8 protein-coding genes are annotated in these 13,761 nt (G+C 64.4%); 7 read left to right on the top strand and 1 reads right to left on the bottom strand.

Going from position 1 to position 13,761, the window contains the following annotated elements; translation table 11 throughout:
- Positions 1-13 precede the first annotated feature (13 nt).
- The 7 genes from AC1DY9_RS17760 to AC1DY9_RS17730 all read left to right on the top strand — a co-directional run bounded on the left by AC1DY9_RS17760 (position 14) and on the right by AC1DY9_RS17730 (position 13,181).
- On the top strand, positions 14-493 hold the full coding sequence (locus AC1DY9_RS17760) for a TRAP transporter small permease (protein WP_457278705.1): 480 nt from the start codon (positions 14-16) through the stop codon (positions 491-493).
- A complete protein-coding gene (locus AC1DY9_RS17755) occupies positions 490-1,788 on the top strand; it encodes a TRAP transporter large permease (RefSeq protein WP_477667197.1) in 1,299 nt (432 codons plus the stop codon). Before AC1DY9_RS17760 ends, AC1DY9_RS17755 begins: the two co-directional genes overlap by 4 nt.
- Positions 1,789-2,718 (top strand): ribokinase, encoded by a 930-nt coding sequence (locus tag AC1DY9_RS17750; protein ID WP_477667196.1) that lies wholly within the window; start codon positions 1,789-1,791, stop codon positions 2,716-2,718.
- A gap of 308 nt (positions 2,719-3,026) precedes the next feature.
- Positions 3,027-4,595, top strand: coding sequence for an efflux RND transporter periplasmic adaptor subunit (locus AC1DY9_RS17745; RefSeq protein ID WP_477667195.1), 1,569 nt, complete (start codon positions 3,027-3,029; stop codon positions 4,593-4,595).
- A gap of 78 nt (positions 4,596-4,673) precedes the next feature.
- Complete coding sequence (locus AC1DY9_RS17740; RefSeq protein ID WP_477667194.1) at positions 4,674-7,778, top strand: efflux RND transporter permease subunit; 3,105 nt, start codon at positions 4,674-4,676, stop codon at positions 7,776-7,778.
- A gap of 670 nt (positions 7,779-8,448) precedes the next feature.
- Entirely contained in the window at positions 8,449-11,721 is a 3,273-nt protein-coding gene (locus AC1DY9_RS17735) for an efflux RND transporter permease subunit (RefSeq protein WP_477667193.1), read from the top strand.
- 11 nt (positions 11,722-11,732) lie between these two features.
- A complete protein-coding gene (locus AC1DY9_RS17730; protein ID WP_477667192.1) occupies positions 11,733-13,181 on the top strand; it encodes an efflux transporter outer membrane subunit in 1,449 nt (482 codons plus the stop codon).
- Positions 13,182-13,229: 48 nt separating this feature from the next.
- Here AC1DY9_RS17730 and AC1DY9_RS17725 read toward each other — a convergent pair whose 3' ends face one another.
- Positions 13,230-13,715, bottom strand: coding sequence for a hemerythrin domain-containing protein (locus AC1DY9_RS17725; protein ID WP_457278712.1), 486 nt, complete (start codon positions 13,713-13,715; stop codon positions 13,230-13,232).
- Positions 13,716-13,761 lie beyond the last annotated feature (46 nt).

Below are 13,761 nucleotides of genomic sequence, written 5' to 3'. Positions count from 1 at the left end.
CCTGAAAACAACCATGAAAAGCTGGCTCCAAAAAACCGCCAATCTGATTGGCGGCGGACTCTTCCTGACCCTGTTCATCGTGTTCGTGATCCAGATCACGGCGCGGTTTTTCTTCAACAAGCCGCTGGCCTGGACGGATGAGGCAGCCGTGATCCTCTATGTCTGGGTCATCCTGTGGGCCGCCGCCGTGGTGGTGCCTGAGCGCGAGCATGTGGTGTTCGACCTGGTCTGGAACAACATGCCCTACCGCGGCCGCCAGGCCATGGCGATTACCGGCAACCTGATCGTGGGTGGCCTGGCGGCCTGGGGCATTCCGGGCTGCTGGGACTATGTGCATTTCATGGCCCGCGAAGGAACGCCCGTGCTGGGCGTGTCTTTCCAATGGGTTTTCATGCCTTTTGTGCTGCTGCTTGCTGCTCTGGCGGTGCGCTCGGCCTGGGCGATCTGGAACGCGATCCGGGGCAAGGGTCTTGAAGCGGAGCTGCGGATATGACAAGCGCTATCTGGGTATTGGTTGGGGTACTGGCGGGCGGCATGCTGCTGCGCATGCCCATCGGTTTTTCGATGATCGCGGCGGGCATCGGCTACCTCGTGGTCAAGGGACAGGACATCGGCCTGGTGGCCGAGCAAATCGGCAACGGCCTTTACAACAGCTACGTGCTGCTGGCGGTGCCGCTTTTTGTGTTCGCCGCCAACATCATGAACGCGGGCACGGTCAGTGAACGGATTTTTGACTTCTGCCGCATCCTGGTGGGCCGCTTTCGCGGCGGCCTGGCGCAGGTGGACATTTTGGTCAGCGTGATTTTCTCGGGCATGAGCGGCAGTGCAATCGCCGACGCGGCCGGTCCCGGCCTGGTCACGATTCGCCAGATGCTGAAAAAACCGGAATACACGCGCGGCTTTGCCGGCGCGGTGGTGGTGGCCAGCGCCACGCTGGGCCCCATCATCCCGCCGTCGATCCCCATGGTGATTTACGCGCTGGTGTCGGGCGCTTCGGTCGGCGCGCTCTTCCTGGGCGGCGTGGTGCCGGGCTTCCTGATGGCCGGGCTGATGATGGGCGTGGTCGCGGTCATCGCGAAAAAGCGCAACATGCCACGCGACGAACCTGTGCCACGCTCGGAATGGGCCGGCCTGATCTTCCGTGGTGCGCTGCCGTTGTCCATGCCCATCGTGCTGCTGGGCGGCATTTACTCCGGCATCTTCACGCCGACCGAAGCCGCCGCCGTGGCCGCGCTGCATGCATTGATCCTGGCGGCGCTGGTGTTCCGCGCATTGACGTGGCGCAGCTTCTGGGTCGTGGTCATGGAATCCACACGCGCCAGCGCGGTGATCACCATGATCCTGGCCGGCTCCTTCATGCTCAACTACGCCTTCACCGCCGAAGGCGTGCCGCAGGCCATGGCCGCGTGGGTCGACAGCATGCATTTTTCACAGATCGGCTTTTTGCTGATGGTGAACGTCATGTTCCTGGTGCTGGGCTGCTTCCTCGATGTGTCAGTGCTGCTGCTGGTGTTTGTGCCCATGCTGCTGCCGGCGGCCAAGCTGCTGGGCGTCGACCTGGTGCACTTCGGCGTGCTGGTCGTGCTCAACATGATGATCGGGCTGATCCACCCACCTTTCGGCATGCTGCTGTTCGTGACGAAAGCCCTTACCGGCATTCCCATCGGCGAAATGATGAAGGAAGGCTGGCCTTTCCTCGTCATGCTTCTGCTGTTGTTGCTGGCCATGACGTGCTTTCCCCAAATCGTTCTGTGGCTACCGCAAACCATGGGTTATGGAGCCAAATAAATGAGCGCCAGGGCTGACGAAGACGCCGATGTCGTTTGCGTTGCCAGCTGGAACGCTGACCTTATCTCCCGCGTCGAGCGGCCCATCGCGCGCGGTGAAACGCTGATGGCCACCGATTTCAGCATCAGCCCGGGCGGCAAGGGCAGCAATGCGGCAGTGGCCGCTGCCCGACAGGGCGCGCGCGTGGCACTGATCGCACGCATCGGGAACGACGACTTCGGGCGCATGGGGATGAAGCTTTGGCAGGACGAAGGCATAGCCACCACACACGTCGAACAGGTAGCCGGTGAGCGCAGCGGTGTTGCGCAAATTCTCGTCTACGAGGACGGCGACAACAGCATTGCGGTGTATCCCGGTGCCGGCAAAGGCCTGGCCGCGCGGCATGCGCAGGCCGCGCAGCAGGTGCTGGGCGCTTGCCGCGTCGTGATGGCTTCGTGCGAGGTGCCTGCAGACGCCACGCTGGAGGCGTTTCGCCTGGCCCGCGGGGCAGGCGCCATCACCATACTGAACCCCGCACCTGCTCGCCCCCTGTCAGACGAGCTTCTGGCGCTGGTCGATGTGCTCACGCCCAATGAACATGAACTCTACCTGCTGGCCGGTGCAGCGCCTGCCGGTTCGGTGGACGACGCTGCCCTGCGGTTGCTCAACCGCGGTACACGCGCCGTGCTCGTCACGCTGGGCGCTGACGGCTGCCGGCTCTTCCAGGCCGGCAAGCCGCCCGTTTCACTGCCGGGCCGCCCCATGGCAGTGCGCGACACCATAGGCGCGGGCGATACCTTCACCGGCGCGCTGGCCGCTGCGCTGGCGCGCGGAGAACCGCTGTCTGTTGCCATGCAGTGGGGCAACGCGGCTGCCGCGTTGTCCGTTACGCGGCACGGCGCCATCGACGGCATGCCGTCCTCCGCAGAAACCGCGGCGTTGCTTGCGTAGTCGTTGTTATTAAAAAAATGGCTGTAGCCCAATGAAAACGGGCGCAAGCAGCTATTAAAACAATAGCGACAGGCCAATTCAGCTCGACTTCCTGTTGTTGCCCGCAACCGTGTAGGCCAATCGCCGCTTTACCGGATATTTACGCGCCTCTTTCAGGCGCTTTATCTGCGCCCCCAGGGCTTGCAGTGATAATTATTGTGCGCCGTCAGGTGGACCCGAGGGCTTTGGCTGCCGGCGCATGAATCACCATCAAACACAAAAAAATGCTGCGCCGGCCCGTCTGGCGTAGCGGGCACCAAGGACAGCTGATGGACCCGAAAGCCGAGACGCCGGAAAGCGGCGCCCCTACCCCATCCCGTAAACGACTGAGCCGCCGCGCGTCCATCATCGGCAGCGTGATCGCCGTGCTGGCACTGGCCGGCACCGGCTGGCTGGCCTGGCACCTCACCCATCCCTCCACAGACACTCCAACCGGCGGCGGCCCAGGCGGTCCTGGCGGAGCCTTCAGGCGCGGCGCACCGGCCACCACGGTAGGCGTCGCCACCGCCGAGAAGGCCAGCATCCCGATCGTCCTGGAAGCCCTGGGCACCGTCACTCCCCAGGCCACGGTCAGGGTGCGGCCACAGGTTTCCGGCGTGATGGAAAAGGTTTTGTTCAAGGAAGGCCAGATGGTCAAGGCTGGTGAACTACTGGCCACCATCGACCCGCGCCAGTTTGAGATGGCTCTGATGCAGGCCGTGGGCCAGCGCCAGCGCGACGAGGCCCAGCTGGACAGCGCCCGCGTCACCCTGCAGCGCTTCAAGACCCTGCTCGAGCAGGACTCGATTGCACGGCAGAAAGTCGACACGCAGGCCGCACTGGTCAAGCAGCTGGAAGGCACAGTCGTCATCGACAAGGCCAACGAAGGCACAGCGCGGCTCAACCTGGGCTACACCCGCGTGGTGGCACCCGTCAGCGGGCGCGTGGGCCTGCGCACTGTGGACGTCGGCAATGTGGTGAGCAACAGCGACGCCAACGGCATTGCGCTGATTACCCAGGTCAGCCCGATTGACGTGGTCTTCTCCGTCCCGCAGGACCGGGCGGGCGAGCTGCAGCAAAACGCCGCTGGAAGCACTGCCATGAAAGTCGTTGCGCTGGACCGCACGCGCACCGCCACACTCGATACCGGCGTTTTTGCCTCGCTCGATAACCAGGTGGACACCACCACTGGCACCGTCCGGGCCAAGGCGCGCTTTGCCAATAGCAAGCTCACGCTGTTCCCCAGCCAGTTCGTGAACGTGCAGCTGCAGGTCAAGACACTGGAAGACGCGGTGGTGGTGCCCGTCACCGCCGTACGCCTAGGCAGCACCGGCGACTACGTATATGTGCTGAACGCCGCCGACCGTACGGTGTCCCTGCGGCCGGTGCAGCGCGGCCAGGCCACAGCCGAAAAAATCGTGATCACCTCCGGGCTAAAGGCCGGCGAGCGCGTGATCACCGAAGGCGCCGACCGCCTGAAAGACGGCGCCAGTGTGGTGCTGCCGGGCGACGCACCCGGCGCCGGCATGGGCGGCAAACGCCGCGGCGCCAGTGCACCAGGCGGCGGCGCTTCCGCGGCCGGGCGCCAGCGCCCCGCATCCGACTCCGCCGGCAGCGCACCGGTAGCGGCACCTTCCACGCCGCCGGCAGCAGCACTGCAGCCCGGCGCTGCGCCGCCTTCCATCGCCGGCCCCACGGCCGAGCAGCGCCAGCGCATGCTCGACCAGGTCAAGGACGACCCGGTCGCGCTGGAACGCCGCAAGCGCTTCCTGGAGCAGATCGACAAGGGCGACCCGGAAGCCCTGGCGCGCTGGCAAGGCATGAAGGACCGCCGCCAGGGCGAACGGCCGGTGCAATGACCCGGGACTCTCACGAATGAGCCGCCGGGCCGTTCCCAAGGCAAATAGCATCGCAGTGCGAAGCACGAAGGTTATTGAATGAGCCCCTCACGCCCCTTTATCCTGCGCCCGGTAGCCACTTCGCTGCTGATGGTGGCCATCGTGCTGGCCGGCCTGGTGGGTTTCAAGTTTTTGCCGCTGTCGGCGTTGCCGCAGGTCGACTACCCCACCATCCAGGTGCAGACGCTGTATCCCGGCGCGAGCCCGGAAGTGATGGCGCAGACCGTGACAGCGCCGCTGGAACGCCAGTTCGGCCAGATGGCCGGCCTCTCGCGCATGAGCTCCACCAGCGCCGCTGGTGTCTCCATCGTCACGTTGCAGTTCGGCCTGGGCCTGGCGCTGGACGTCGCCGAGCAGCAGGTGCAGGCCGCCATTAACGCCGGCGGTTCCTTGTTGCCGGCTGACCTGCCCGCCCCGCCCGTCTATGCCAAGGTCAACCCGGCCGATGCCCCGGTGCTGACACTGGCCATCACCTCCGACACCATGCCGCTGACGGAGGTGCAGAACATCGTCAACACCCGGCTGGCCCTGAAGATCAGCCAGGTCAATGGCGTGGGGCTGGTGTCACTCAGTGGCGGGCAGCGTCCCGCAGTGCGCATCCAGGCCGACACGCGGGCGCTGGCTTCCTACGGCCTCGGGCTTGATTCACTGCGCACTGCGATCTCCGCAGCCAATGCCAACGGCGCCAAGGGCAGCATCGACGGACCCACGCGGTCCTATTCGATCAATTCCAACGACCAGCTGGTCGCCGCGGCCGACTACAAAAACCTCATCATTGCCTTTCGCAACGGCGCGGCGGTACGCGTGTCCGACGTGGCACAGGTGGTGGACAGCGCCGAGAACATCAAGCTGGGCGCATGGTCTGGTCTGAAACCAGCCATCATCCTCAATGTGCAGCGCCAGCCCGGCGCCAACGTCATTGCCACGGTGGATGCCATCAAGGCACGCCTGCCCGAACTGCAGGCCGGCCTGCCCACCTCCCTCAGGGTCGATGTTCTGAGCGATCGCACGACCGGCATACGCGCTTCGGTGATGCATGTGGAAATTGAACTGCTGCTGGCCGTGCTGCTGGTCGTGCTGGTGATCTTTGCTTTCCTGCACAGCCTGCGCGCCACCGTGATCGCCAGCCTTGCCGTGCCGATTTCACTCGTCGGCACCTGCGGCCTGATGTACCTGCTGGGCTACAGCCTCAACAACCTGAGCCTGATGGCGCTCACGATCGCCACCGGCTTTGTGGTGGACGACGCAATCGTGATGATCGAAAACATCTCGCGCTACATCGAGGAAGGTGAAGAGCCGATGGCTGCCGCCCTCAAGGGTGCGACGCAGATCGGGTTCACCATCATCTCGCTGACGGTGTCGCTGATCGCGGTTCTGATTCCGCTGCTGTTCATGGGCGATGTGGTCGGCCGGCTGTTCCGCGAGTTTGCCGTGACGCTGGCCATCACCATCCTGATCTCGGCCGTGGTGTCGCTCACCCTCGTTCCCATGATGTCGGCGAGATGGCTCAAGCACGTGCCGGAAACGGCGGGCGAAGGCCGCATGGCCCAGGCGGGCGCGCGGCTCCAGCTTTTTTTTGACGACGTGATCGCACGCTACGACGTGTGGCTCACCTGGGTGCTCAAACGCCAGGGCGCCACGCTGCTGGTGGCGCTGGCCACCCTGCTGCTCACGGTGTTGCTGTATGTACTGATCCCCAAGGGCCTGTTCCCGACGCAGGACACCGGCCAGCTGCAGGCTCGCGTGGAAACCGCACAGTCGGTGTCCTACGACCGCATGGCCGCGCTGCAGCAGGCCACGGCCAAGGCCATCCTGGAAGACCCCGACGTCGAGACGCTGAGCTCCTTCATTGGTGTGGATGCGGCCAACAACACCATGCTGCATACCGGCCGCATGCTGATCAACCTGAAAAAAGAGCGCACCGGCAGCCAGCAGGAAACCATGGACCGGCTGCAGCGGCGAGCCGCCGCGGTAGCCGGGGTTACTCTGTACCTTCAACCCACGCAAGACCTGACCATCGACGCTGAAACCGGGCCCACGCAGTTCCGCGTATCGCTCGAAGGCTCGAACAACGCCACCGTAGTGGAATGGGCCAACAAACTCACGCAGCGCATGCGGCAGCTCGAAAGCCTGCGCAACGTGTCGTCCGATGCAGGCTCCAGCGGCGCAGGGGCCTACATCACGGTAGACCGCGATACCGCGTCGCGCCTGGCCGTCACGACCTCGTCCATTGACGACGCGCTTTACAGCGCATTCGGCCAGCGCATTGTCTCGACCATCTTCACCGAGACCAACCAGTACCGCGTGATCCTCGAAGCCATGCCCGACTCCTTGCGTACGCCCGCATCGCTGGGCAGCCTGCAACTCAAAACCGGCTCCGGCACGCCAACACCGCTGTCGGCCATCGCCACCATCACGGAGCAAGCGGCCCCGCTGCAGGTTACCCGCGTGGCCCAGTACCCGGCCACCACACTGGGTTTTGACACGGCGCCCGGCGTCTCGCTGGGCAAGGCGGTCGACGAGATCCGTCAGGCCGCCAAAGACATCGCCATGCCAGCCAGCGTGACCATGACTTTTCTGGGTGCGGCGGGTGCCTACCAGGCCTCGCTGTCCAACCAGCTCTGGCTCATCCTGGCGGCCGTGATCTGCGTCTACATCGTGCTGGGTGTGCTGTATGAAAGCTACATCCACCCGCTGACGATCCTCTCGACCCTGCCCTCCGCCGGCGTGGGCGCGCTGCTGGCGCTGATGATCAGCGGGTCAGGCCTTGGGGTGATCGGCATCATTGGCATCATCCTGCTGATCGGCATCGTGAAGAAGAACGCCATCATGATGATCGACTTCGCGATCGACGCCGAACGCAACCAGGACAAATCGCCGCAGGACGCCATCCACCAGGCCGCGTTGCTGCGCTTTCGGCCCATCCTGATGACCACGCTGGCCGCGCTGTTTGCCGCTGTGCCTCTGATGCTGGGCTTCGGCGAAGGCGCTGAATTGCGGAGGCCTCTGGGGTTGGCGATTTTTGGCGGGTTGATTGTGAGTCAGGTGCTCACGCTGTTTACGACGCCGGTGATTTATCTGGCGTTTGACCGGTTGGGGCGGAGGTTTCGGGGGAAAGGGAAAGAGAAGGAGGTTTCCGCGTGAGGCCTGTTGCTCTTTCGTTCTTTCGGGGTGTGCTTTGTCCCGGGGCCGGGGTTGCCGGCGGCAACTCACTTTCTTTTGCTTCGCCAAAAGAAAGTAAGCAAAGAAAAGGCGACCCTGGTTCCTGCGTCCCCTGTGCTTCGCTCCGGGGCAACCTGCGGTGCTCGGTCCAGCCGGGGTCAAAAACAACTCGCCTTCGGCTCAAACAAGTTTTTGCCCTGATCCGTCTGGCCCTGCGCTCCTCGGCGCATCCACAAGGGGGTGGAAACAGAAATACCGAACAGCCCACTGCCGAATGCCGGAATCCGAACACCAGAAGAAACAAGGACACGCCATGGCGTGTCCTTGTTGGTATTTGTCTTCGGTCCCCGTTCCCGATCGCCCCTTTTGTATGCGCCGAGGAGCGCAGGGTCAGGCGGATCAGGGATCGCGATTGTCTGAGCCGAAGGCGAGTTCGAGCGAGACCCCGCCTGGACCGAGCACCGCAGGTTGCCCGTAGCGAAGCGGAGGGACGCAGACAGCAGGGTCGCCTTTTCTTTTGCTTACTTTTCTTTTGGCGAAGCAAAAGAAAAGTGAGTAGCCGCCGGGCTACCCCCGGCCAGCTACCCTCAGCAAAAATTCCCGCCGTTCGAACAAAAGTCACCTTCGTCACGGCCAGCGTGGGAGCCACGCCATGAACCTCTCCGAACCGTTCGTCCGCCGCCCGGTAGCCACAGTCCTCCTCACCATAGGCCTGGCCTTGGCGGGCATCGCCGCATTCTTCGTCTTGCCGGTCTCACCGCTGCCGCAAGTCGATTTCCCGGTGATCTCGGTCAGCGCCTCGTTGCCGGGGGCCAGTCCCTCCACCATGGCCAGCAGTGTGGCGACGCCGCTGGAGCGGCGCCTCGGCGTGATCGCGGGCGTCAATGAGATGACGTCCAACAGCAGCAACGGCTCAACCCGTGTCAGCCTGCAGTTTGACCTGAACCGCAAGATCGACGCGGCAGCGCGCGAGGTGCAGGCCGCCATCAACGCCTCGCGCGCCGACCTCCCTGCCACACTGCGCAGCAACCCGACCTACCGCAAAGCCAACCCGGCTTCGGCGCCGGTCATCATCCTGGCGCTCACGTCAAAGACTCGCTCACCGGGCCAGATCTATGACGAGGTCTCCAACCTCGTGCAGCAAAAAATCGCCCAGGTACCCGGGGTCGGCGACGTGGAGCTTGGCGGCGGCTCGTTGCCGGCGGTGCGCGTGGAACTGCTGCCGTTTGCACTCAACCGCTATGGTGTCGCCATGGAAGACGTGCGTGCAGCCCTGCAGGCATCGAACGCCAACCGGCCCAAGGGTGCGATCGAAGGCAACGGCCAGCGCTTCCAGATTTACTCAGGCTCCAACACCGCCAGCGGCGGGCTCAAGGCCGCCGACTACCGCAATCTCGTCGTAGCCTGGCGCAACAACGCCGCCATCCGGCTGCAGGACGTGGCCGAGGTACAGGACGGCGTGGAAAACATCAACACGCTCGGCCTTTTCAACGGCGAGCCGGCGGTGATCGTGCTGGTCACGCGCCAGCCCGATGCCAATGTGATTGCCACTGTCGACGGCGTGCGCGCCCTGATTCCCGAGCTGCAGGCCGCCCTGCCGCAGGACGTGCAGTTGCAGGTGGCATCCGATAGCACCAACTCCATCCGTGCCTCGCTGCACGAGATCGAAGTCACGCTGCTGATTTCCATCGTGCTGGTGGTGCTGGTGGTCAGTGCATTCCTGCGCAGCGCCCGTGCCACCATCATCCCGGCCGCGGCCACTGTCGTCTCCTTGCTGGGCACCTTCGGCGTGATGTACCTGCTGGGCTTTTCACTCAACAACCTGAGCCTGATGGCACTCACCGTGGCCACCGGCTTCGTGGTGGACGACGCCATCGTGGTTCTGGAAAACACCAGCCGACACATCGAGGCCGGCATGGACCGCTTCAAGGCCGCGTTGCTGGGTGCGCGCGAGGTCGGCTTCACCGTGCTGTCGATCAGCCTGTCGCTGGTGGCCGTCTTTATCCCGCTGCTCTTCATGGGCGGGCAGGTAGGCCGGCTGTTCCGCGAATTCGCAGTCACGCTGTCTGCTGCGGTGATGATTTCGCTAGTCATCTCGCTGACCACCACGCCCATGATGTGCGCCTGGCTTCTGAGGCCTGACGCGCACGAGAAGAAGCCAGGGCGTTTTGCTTTTGTGGGGCGCTGGTTCGAGCGTGCCTTCAACCGCGTGCACCGCAGCTACGAAGTGAGCCTGGACTGGGCCCTGCACAGCAAACTGCTGGTGATGCTGATACTGGTGGCGGTCATCGGGCTCAACGGTTTTCTCTTTGTCAAGGCGCCCAAGGGTTTCTTTCCGCAACAGGACACCGGGCAGATCAACGGCGGCCTGCGCGCCGACCGCAGCATTTCGTTCCAGGCCCTCCAGGCCAAGCTCAAGCAGCTGGTCGACATCATCCGCGCCGACCCGGCCGTGGACACCGTGGTGGGCTTTACTGGTGGTTCCCGCGCCGGCGGAGGCTTCATGTTCATCAACCTCAAGCCGGTGGGGCAACGCGACGTGGCCGGCCAGGCCGTGATTGCGAGGCTGCGCCCGCAGCTGGCACGGGTGACCGGGGTCAGCCTTTTCCTGAACCCCGTGCAGGACCTGCGCGGAGGTGGCCGCCAGACCAACTCGACCTACCAGTACACGCTCAAAAGCGACAACGCGGCCGACTTGCGCGTATGGGCCACACGCCTGGCAGACCAGATGAAACTGCAGCCCGCCCTGACCGACGTGGACACCGACCAGCAGGAAAACGGCGTGGAAACCATGGTCACCGTGGACAAGGAAAGCGCGGCACGCCTGGGCATCAGTTCACGCGATGTGGACAACGCACTCTATGACGGCTTCGGCCAGCGCCAGGTGGCCACGATATACGCCGAGCTCAACCAGTACCACGTGATCATGGAAGTGGCGCCGCGCTACACCCGCAGCCCCGAGTCGCTGAAAGATATTTACGTACCGGCCAAGGGGGCTGGAGGCAGCACAGCCAACAGCACCGGCACCCAGGCTGCAACCACGGTGGCCACCGCCACCTCTGTGGCCAATCCATCCCTGCGTGACTCTTCGTCGGGCCAGGTCCTGAGCGCCTCGGCCAGCACGATGGTGCCCCTGTCGGCCATCGCCACCTTCAGCGAAAACCCCACCGCCGCTTCGGTCAGCCACGAAGACGGCGAGCTTTCCACCACGGTTTCCTACAACCTCGCCGATGGCAGCACGCTGAGCGACGGCCAGGCCGCGGTGCACCAGGCGGAAGCCGACATCCGGCTGCCCAACAACGTGCGCGGCAGTTTTTCCGGCACGGCGCTCAATGCGCAGCAATCGCAAAACGAGCAGCCCCTCCTGATCCTCGCGGCGCTGGTGGTGATCTACATTGTGCTGGGCATCCTGTACGAAAGCCTGGTGCACCCCATCACGGTGTTGTCCACCCTGCCCTCGGCCGGTGTGGGCGCTGTGCTGGCCTTGCTGCTGTTCAAGCTGGATTTTTCCATCATCGCGCTGATCGGGCTGTTCCTGCTGATCGGCATCGTCAAGAAGAACGCCATCCTGATCATCGACTTCGCCCTGGAAGCCGAGCGGGCTCGTGGCCTTTCCGCGATTGAGGCTGTGCGCGAAGCCTGCCTGCTGCGCTTTCGCCCCATCCTGATGACCACGCTGGCCGCCATTCTGGGCGCGCTGCCGCTGGCCATCGGCTTCGGCGAAGGCGCCGAGCTGCGCCGACCGCTGGGCATCGCCATCATCGGCGGCCTGATCGCCAGCCAGCTGCTGACATTGCTCACCACACCGGTGGTCTATGTGCTGATGGACAAGCTGCGCCGGCGCAGTCCTTCCGAGCGCCAGCTCAGCCGTCACCCGGACGAGTCCGATGCGCCGCCGCCCGGCGCCCCGCTCCAACTGCAATGACTGACAACGCCATGAAACACTTTTCCGACACTCACCCCGCATACCGTTCACGCTTTCAGCTTCGCCTGCTGTGCGCTGCGCTGGTGCTTGCCGTTGGCGGCTGCGCGGTCGGCCCCGACTACCAGCGCCCGGCCACGGTCGACGTGAGCACCTACAAGGAAGCGCAAGGCTGGGTCGCGGCAATGCCCGCCGATACGTTGGAGCGCGGCCCGTGGTGGTCACTCTTCAAGGACCCGGTACTGGACCAGCTGGCATCGCGTGTGGAAGTGTCCAACCAGAACGTGGCGGTGGCTGTTGCCGCCTACGCGCAGGCGCGCGCCCTGGTGCGCGAGCAACGGGCATCGCTGTTCCCGACGGTTTCGCTGGATGGCAGCGCCAGCCGCTCGGGCAGCAGTAGCAGCAGCACGACGGGCAACAATGTCGGTGGCCGCGTGGGCAACAACTACCAGCTCAGCATTGGCGGCAGCTGGGAACCCGATGTATGGGGCCGCCTGGGCCGCACCGTGGACGGCGCGAAAGCCAGCGAACAGGCAAGCGCCGCCGACCTGGCTTCGGCCAAACTGTCGGCGCAGGGTGAACTGGCGACCAATTATTTGTCCTTGCGCCAGACAGACGCACAAAAGGCGCTGCTCAAGGACACGATTGACGGCTACAAGCGCGCGCTGGACATCACGCAGAACCGCTACAACGCCGGCATTGCCGCCAAAACCGATGTGCTGCAGGCGCAAACACAGCTGGCCAACGCGCAGGCCGACGACGCCGGCCTGGTGCGCCAGCGCGCCCAGCTGGAGCACGCCATCGCGGTGCTGGTCGGCGAAGCACCTGGCAATTTTTCGATTGTCCCTGTGGCCTGGAACCCTTCAGTGCCTGACGTGCCGGTCGGCATACCGTCCGAGCTGCTGCAGCGCCGCCCCGACATTGCCGCCGCCGAACGCCGCGTGGCCTCTGCCAATGAACAGATCGGCATCGCCAAGAGTGCTTATTACCCCAGCCTGTCGCTGAGCGCCTCGGCCGGCCAGGGCGCCAGCCGGGTGGCGGACCTCTTCAAGGCTTCCAGCAGCGTCTGGTCCATCGGCATCTCGGCCGCGCAAGTCCTCTTCAATGCGGGAGCCACCGGCGCACGCGTGGAAGGCGCCGAGGCATCCCACCAGCAGGCAGTGGCGCGCTACCGCCAGGCCGTGCTGGCCGCCTTCCAGGACGTGGAAGACCAGCTGTCGGCTACACGCGTGCTGCTGACCCAGCAGGAACTGCGCCGCCAGGCGTCACAGGCCGCCGACCAGGTCGAGCAGCAGGTGCTCAACCGCTACCGCAGCGGCCAGGTGAGCTACACCGAAGTCATCACCGCCCAGGCCACCGCGCTGAGCGCGCGCCGCGCACTGGTGCAAGCCATGGCCGACCGCCAGACCACGGCGGTGGCGCTGATTCAGTCGCTGGGCGGGGGTTGGCAAACGGGGCAATAAATTGCATGACCCAGCGGACCCAACAGCGTGCCGCGTTTATGCGGTGTGTTAAAGCGCCTGACCATCAGAACAGCTCAGGCCACCGCAACCGTGTATGGTGTCCCTGGGCAAAGCTTGCGGCATGCTCACCACTCCCGTTAGCGGGTCGTAGCCAATACCGCGCAGATGCAGGGCCAGCGCGGCATCCATGGTCTGCGCATGCTGCGGAAACCACAGAGCGAGCTCCCTTGCCATATGGCGCAAAGACGTGAAATCCCCGGCCTGGGCCATGAGCAAGCCTTCTCGCATGACCTGCAGCACCACCTTGTGCTGCACAGTGTGGCAATTGGAGGATGAAAACCGCGTGTCCAGCATCCACCGGTCTTCGCGGCTGAAGTGCTCATCGGTGTGGTCCACCAGCGCTCGCCAGTGGCCCGGCAACGCATCATCCGCCGCGTTTTCTGCCAGCGCAAGCAACTCGACAAACTCCCGGTGAGTGTCATCCATCAGGGGGAGTCCGAGCACGAGGGCGTCTGACCATTGAAGATTCGGCATGTGTGCTTCCAATGTTGGCAATACGCCAAGCGTAAGCAATGGCACG

The organism is Polaromonas sp. P1_F6, from assembly GCF_056405695.1.
This window is presented reverse-complemented; position numbering and strand designations above follow the sequence as displayed.

What these genes read in the sequence shown, in the direction of transcription:
- AC1DY9_RS17740 (WP_477667194.1), top strand. Translation starts at nt 4,674, where the DNA reads ATGAGCCCCTCACGCCCCTTTATCCTGCGCCCGGTAGCCACTTCGCTG.
- AC1DY9_RS17755 (WP_477667197.1), top strand. Translation starts at nt 490, where the DNA reads ATGACAAGCGCTATCTGGGTATTGGTTGGGGTACTGGCGGGCGGCATG.
- AC1DY9_RS17750 (WP_477667196.1), top strand. Translation starts at nt 1,789, where the DNA reads ATGAGCGCCAGGGCTGACGAAGACGCCGATGTCGTTTGCGTTGCCAGC.
- AC1DY9_RS17760 (WP_457278705.1), top strand. Translation starts at nt 14, where the DNA reads ATGAAAAGCTGGCTCCAAAAAACCGCCAATCTGATTGGCGGCGGACTC.
- AC1DY9_RS17745 (WP_477667195.1), top strand. Translation starts at nt 3,027, where the DNA reads ATGGACCCGAAAGCCGAGACGCCGGAAAGCGGCGCCCCTACCCCATCC.
- AC1DY9_RS17735 (WP_477667193.1), top strand. Translation starts at nt 8,449, where the DNA reads ATGAACCTCTCCGAACCGTTCGTCCGCCGCCCGGTAGCCACAGTCCTC.
- AC1DY9_RS17730 (WP_477667192.1), top strand. Translation starts at nt 11,733, where the DNA reads ATGAAACACTTTTCCGACACTCACCCCGCATACCGTTCACGCTTTCAG.
- AC1DY9_RS17725 (WP_457278712.1), bottom strand. Translation starts at nt 13,715, where the DNA reads ATGCCGAATCTTCAATGGTCAGACGCCCTCGTGCTCGGACTCCCCCTG.